The sequence below is a fragment of the Streptococcus sp. A22 genome (genome assembly GCF_043674215.1).
In the GTDB taxonomy this organism is placed as follows: Bacteria; Bacillota; Bacilli; order Lactobacillales; family Streptococcaceae; genus Streptococcus; species Streptococcus suis_V.
Map to the genome: position 1 here is coordinate 1 of NZ_JBIMJQ010000047.1, position 4,607 is coordinate 4,607.

7 protein-coding genes and 2 pseudogenes are annotated in these 4,607 nt (G+C 39.6%); all 9 read right to left on the bottom strand.

The genetic code is table 11. The features are described 5' to 3' along the window. Positions 1-374 (bottom strand): DUF5945 family protein (locus tag ACHBHN_RS11000; RefSeq protein WP_394734133.1); only part of this gene is annotated, 374 nt, incomplete at its 3' end. Further along, the gene (locus ACHBHN_RS11005) at positions 371-598 is read right to left on the bottom strand and encodes a DUF5965 family protein (protein ID WP_031912843.1); all 228 of its coding nucleotides are present in this window, start codon (positions 596-598) and stop codon (positions 371-373) included. The genes ACHBHN_RS11005 and ACHBHN_RS11000, both read right to left, overlap by 4 nt. 53 nt (positions 599-651) lie before the next feature. Then, positions 652-1,728, bottom strand: coding sequence for a DUF3991 domain-containing protein (locus ACHBHN_RS11010; RefSeq protein WP_394734134.1), 1,077 nt, complete (start codon positions 1,726-1,728; stop codon positions 652-654). A 39-nt stretch (positions 1,729-1,767) separates the two neighbouring features. Next, the gene (locus tag ACHBHN_RS11015; RefSeq protein ID WP_394734135.1) at positions 1,768-2,406 is read right to left on the bottom strand and encodes a peptidylprolyl isomerase; all 639 of its coding nucleotides are present in this window, start codon (positions 2,404-2,406) and stop codon (positions 1,768-1,770) included. A gap of 93 nt (positions 2,407-2,499) precedes the next feature. Next, positions 2,500-2,754, bottom strand: a pseudogene (locus tag ACHBHN_RS11020) (terminase large subunit); the annotation flags it as partial. Next, positions 2,751-3,224 (bottom strand): phage terminase small subunit P27 family, encoded by a 474-nt coding sequence (locus tag ACHBHN_RS11025; RefSeq protein ID WP_174852832.1) that lies wholly within the window; start codon positions 3,222-3,224, stop codon positions 2,751-2,753. The pseudogene ACHBHN_RS11020 and the gene ACHBHN_RS11025, both read right to left, overlap by 4 nt. A 59-nt stretch (positions 3,225-3,283) precedes the next feature. Continuing rightward, positions 3,284-3,574 carry a hypothetical protein gene (locus ACHBHN_RS11030; protein ID WP_044693299.1) on the bottom strand — a complete coding sequence of 97 codons (291 nt, stop codon included), beginning with the start codon at positions 3,572-3,574 and terminating at the stop codon, positions 3,284-3,286. Further along, on the bottom strand, positions 3,558-3,956 hold the full coding sequence (locus ACHBHN_RS11035) for a hypothetical protein (protein WP_174852833.1): 399 nt from the start codon (positions 3,954-3,956) through the stop codon (positions 3,558-3,560). Before ACHBHN_RS11035 ends, ACHBHN_RS11030 begins: the two co-directional genes overlap by 17 nt. Further along, positions 3,938-4,607, bottom strand: a pseudogene (locus ACHBHN_RS11040) (hypothetical protein); the annotation flags it as partial. The gene ACHBHN_RS11035 and the pseudogene ACHBHN_RS11040, both read right to left, overlap by 19 nt.

A 4,607-nucleotide genomic window follows, 5' to 3' on the forward strand; every position in this document is an offset into this window, starting at 1 on the left:
GCTACTGAAATAGCCTGCAACTTTTTATTTTGGATTTTCTTTTCATCAATCAATTGATGAAGTTCTTCAATTTGCTTCTGACAGGCGGAAATATCCTTGTTGTTTTGTGTAATGGTATCAGCCAAGTGTTGTTTATAGTCACTTGTGATATTTACCTTCTTTGGCTGATTTTGTTTAACGGTTGATGCGAGAATTTGTACATCTTTTGATTCTGACTCCTTTTGTTGCTGTTCAAAAGCAGCCACATAATCTACTTCTTCAATTGGTTTTTCATCTTGTTTATGGAAAAGTGCTGCGATTTTAGCTCGTTCTTCATGGGATGATGTTGGTTTCACATCATCTAGTGGCTGATCAAAATTCCATGTTTTACTCATTCTATAACCTCATTTCTGTAATCTGGGTGTAGTGTGGTTTCTTTACCAAAGGCTTGCTCTAGTGCTTCATGAAATGACAACTGACTAGATTGTTGCCTTTTGATAAAGGTACTGTACATAGCTGTTTGTAGTTGGTCTCGATAGTGTTCCAATTTCTCAGTCTCACGTGAGACTTTTTCTTCTTGTCTAGCTACTTTTTCAGCCAGACGTTCAATCACACTCATAGGGTGTCCTCCTTGTCACTTTCTAGATTATGATAGCGGACTTGATTTTGTTATCACAATTCCAATGCATGTTTCCATTTAGGTGGAGGATGATTCTTATTGACTTGTGCTTGGGCTGTTTGGATAAAATCACTTAAAGATAGTTCACTCTGCTGTTTCACAATATCATTCCAATCTGACTTTGTTTCAAGTCTTTGCAATGGTGGTAAATCTTGAAAAATCGGAAGTCCTTTATCTGACAGTTTCTGATAAAATTCTCTTCCTGCTTCATCGTTATCAACAGCCATTGTTATGACGTTTGAATGAGTTTGAAAAAAGGTTGTCGTCTCTTGTATTGCCTGAAGATAATGGCTAAGCCTGCTTGGTTTTACTGTATCTAGAAATGCCAATTTCCCCTGTTCCTCTGCTGCTAGACGCAAGGTCTGATAAGCAATCACAGAAAGTTTTAAGCCTTCCATTGAAATCAGGCGAACATCGGATAATTGCTTTTGGTAAAGCTGATAATAACTCATCATATCGATAACTGATTCACAAAAAATGAGTCGCTTAGGATTCCCAATATCGAAACTAATACCGACATAGCCATGAGATCCTTTCATGATTTTTTTGAGATAACCTCGATCGTGTTTTTCTTCATTTTTGACGAGACCTTGAAGGCTTGCGGCCTGTAAGGTCCCGTTGTGGTCATAGCTTTTAAACACTAAAACCGACTCCGATTGATAAGTAGCTTGAGCAAGCAATCCTTGTCTACCAAAGGTATTGATAATCTGATCACTTATGCCACGAACTTCATTCAAGTAAGTACGTGCTTGCTGAAAAGGTTCTTCATGCAAATAATATTGAAACGGTTGATAAACCTCTTCTATTACTTTGGTCTGTTCAAAATCTCCAGTTTCAAGATAAGACACAGCCTCTTTGAAAGAAACACCTGCCACTAATTGAACAAAGTCAATTACATCCCCTTGTATATCTCTTGAAAACCATTTGAAAGTATTGGTATCGGCAAAAATCCGAAAGGAATCATGGTCTGGGTGTTCATAAATGTGTCCTGATAATCGTCTAAAAGAATAACCCAGACTTTCAGCTACATCTAAAATAGCCTTTTGTTTTACTGCTTTTATTCGTGCCATCTTGTCTCCCTATCAAAAAAAGCAGAAGACTGTCTCCTGCTAGTTGTTCTCACTTGTTGTAGTTCCTTGGATCGTTGGTATGCTGGAATTAGCACCATCTGTGGCTTTTTTCATGTCCTCCAGTTTCCCATTCCAAATGGTCAACTGATTAACTAGGAGCTTGTCGGAAACTTTGGAGTAGGACAACATAACCGTCTTAGTTTCTGTCTGAGTAGTTCGCTGTTGTTGCTCACTCAAATCAGAAACATAGGTCACTTGATAGGTAACTTCCGCAAGTGCAACATTGCTTTCTGTATTGACATAGATACTGGCTGATTCAAATCGGTAGTCAAACATATAATCTTTATAAACTCGATTGATTGCTTTATTCTGATTTGCTTCCTCTTCTGAAAAGGCTGAATCCGTCATGTAAGGCTTGATACGAGCGTTATTTTCTCCCAGCTGGACCTTTGTATAATATTGTGTGAGAAATTCTTTGACAAGCTCATCTGATAGGACTGTCGCTCTTTCCTCCTGCAATTTCTTTGACACAAGTTTATTGGCTTCTTCTCGTATTTGGTTCTCTGTTTGTTTTGAAACGGATTGTGAGCCAATCGTGTAGCCAATCATGACCATAAAACTGACTGCGATTAAACCTCCGATTCCAATCAGAAATCTAGCCTTCACTTTATTTAACATGGCTTACTCCTTTATTAGTGATAGCCTCATCATATCAAGATTAAGTTGGAAATTTTATCACAAGGAAAATATGATTAACTACAAATTATGGTATACTTCAGACTTGCCATTCTTTTTAGGAATTTCAATATAGGCAGTTAAGAACTGACGGTTACCATCTTCTTTCACAATTCCAAATAGGTCACGGACAATCTGTTCCTGCCACGGTAACAAATCAAATCGCTTTCCTGCCCACTTGCCTTTGGTATGGGAGAAGTTATTGATAAATGTTACTGTCCTATCGGCCTTTGCCTTATCATAGTGTGAGGTTGGAAGCATGAATGGACTTGGTTCATAATGATAGCTCATGAAATTCCTCCTAACAAATCTTCCATTTCATCACCAGTCCCAACTTCCGAATCCATCGTAGCTAATCGGTTTCGTGCCGAAGGTGTCAAACCAAATTGTTCACAGAATTTAAGCATGATTTTGAGGTTGGTCTGGCTGATAGAGACTTGAGGGACTTGTTGGAGATAGCCATTAGGAGTTTTGATAATGGAGCCATGCTTGGAAAGGAACTCTTCTGCCTCTTTCCAGCGAGCGTAAGCTTGACAATAACCTGCAAATGCAGTCATGTCCATTTCGGTCAAAATTCCTATCTGTTCGAGAATTTTTCCCATCCGTTTCCACTCCTTCTTTGCATCATCTTCAAGCCACTGTGGGCAACGTGGGGCTTTTGAGACTGGTCTAACCTCCCCCTGTGGCAGAGGGCGTTTGCCTGGGTTTCCCTCTAAGAGCTTTAGAGGTGTTGGTTCTGGTTTGCGTCCTCTTTGTGCCACATACTCACCTCCTTTAGGACAAAAGAAAAGGCCCCAATTTTGAAGCCTTATACCTATTATTAAAAAACATCTTCATACTTTGGCAGAGTCTCCTCAACGGTTTGTTGGAGTGCCGTCCCTGCTTGACCTCTAATAGCTGTATCAATCTGAGAATTGATAGTGTTCAAAGCCGTCTGTGTGTTCAAAACAATATCCTTGCCATCTGCCTTAAACTGTTTTTTGACCTTCTTATAATCACCACGAATCAAACTGGCTTGGACATGGGCAGCACGCTTTTGCAATGAGCGAATAAGCTCACGCAATTCCGCATCACTATCATCTTGTGTATAGTAACTAGTTAGTGTCGTCATCTTCTTCCCTCCTCAAACCTTGTAATTCTGTCTCTAGTTGATATTTTTCTAAATGGAAACGACGCATTGCTGCTTGCTTTTCTTCCTCTAAGTTTTGAATCGATTGCCTATAGACCTGTTCTGATGCTTCTGCTAATCCTTGAAGGTCTCGATAAAAATCACTGGCTTCATCAGGATGAGCTTGATAGCGATTCAGAAGCAAGCTCATCTTTTCTCTCTCCTGTTCCAGTAAATGAGAGAGTCGACGGTGGCGGTCGTCTACATCAACCGAGCGTTCTTCCAGTAGTCGTTTATGACGATAATAACCTTCTTCTTTTTCCATCAATTCACGCTCTTTTTGACGGATAATAAGTGTTCGTTCTTCTACAGACTCTCGTGCCATGCGCTAAACTCTCCTGCCAATTTACCATCTAAAGCTTTCTTTGACTCAACAGCCTCATCTAGCTTGGTTTTTAAGGTGTCAAATGCCGTAGACAGTTTTTCCATCTTCTTGACTTTTTTCTGCGTATAATCATGAAAGTCACTTACAATTTCTTGGTGAGTCACACCATGTGAAGCAAAGATATCTCTGACTTCCCAAGCTGACAACTCAGAGTAGATAGAAAAATCAACCTTGGACCAAATAGATTCTACCTCTGCATCTGCCTTAGTCTTGAGAGCGGTCATCTCATCCAAACCCGCCTTAGCCGCATCTACCATGGATTGTCCAATCACATAGCTTTGAGCAACATCAAGGAAAAGTTCTTCATCAGAATTAATACCTCCACCAGACCATTGGGTTTGTAAAATGCGGAACGATACTATACCTCCAGCCGATGAAAGTAGATGCTTGTAGGCATTAGATGTTAAGTATTCGCTACCGACAACATTACCTTTACTATCTACAATTTGCCCCTTTTCATTGATAGGGTAGGCGTCTAACCCATGTAATTGCAGGATAATCTCAAATCTATCTTTTGGATCTAATGAGTATAATTTTTGTAGTAATCCCAATTTATCCTTAATTGTTACGTTCCGTGAAATCTCTAACTCA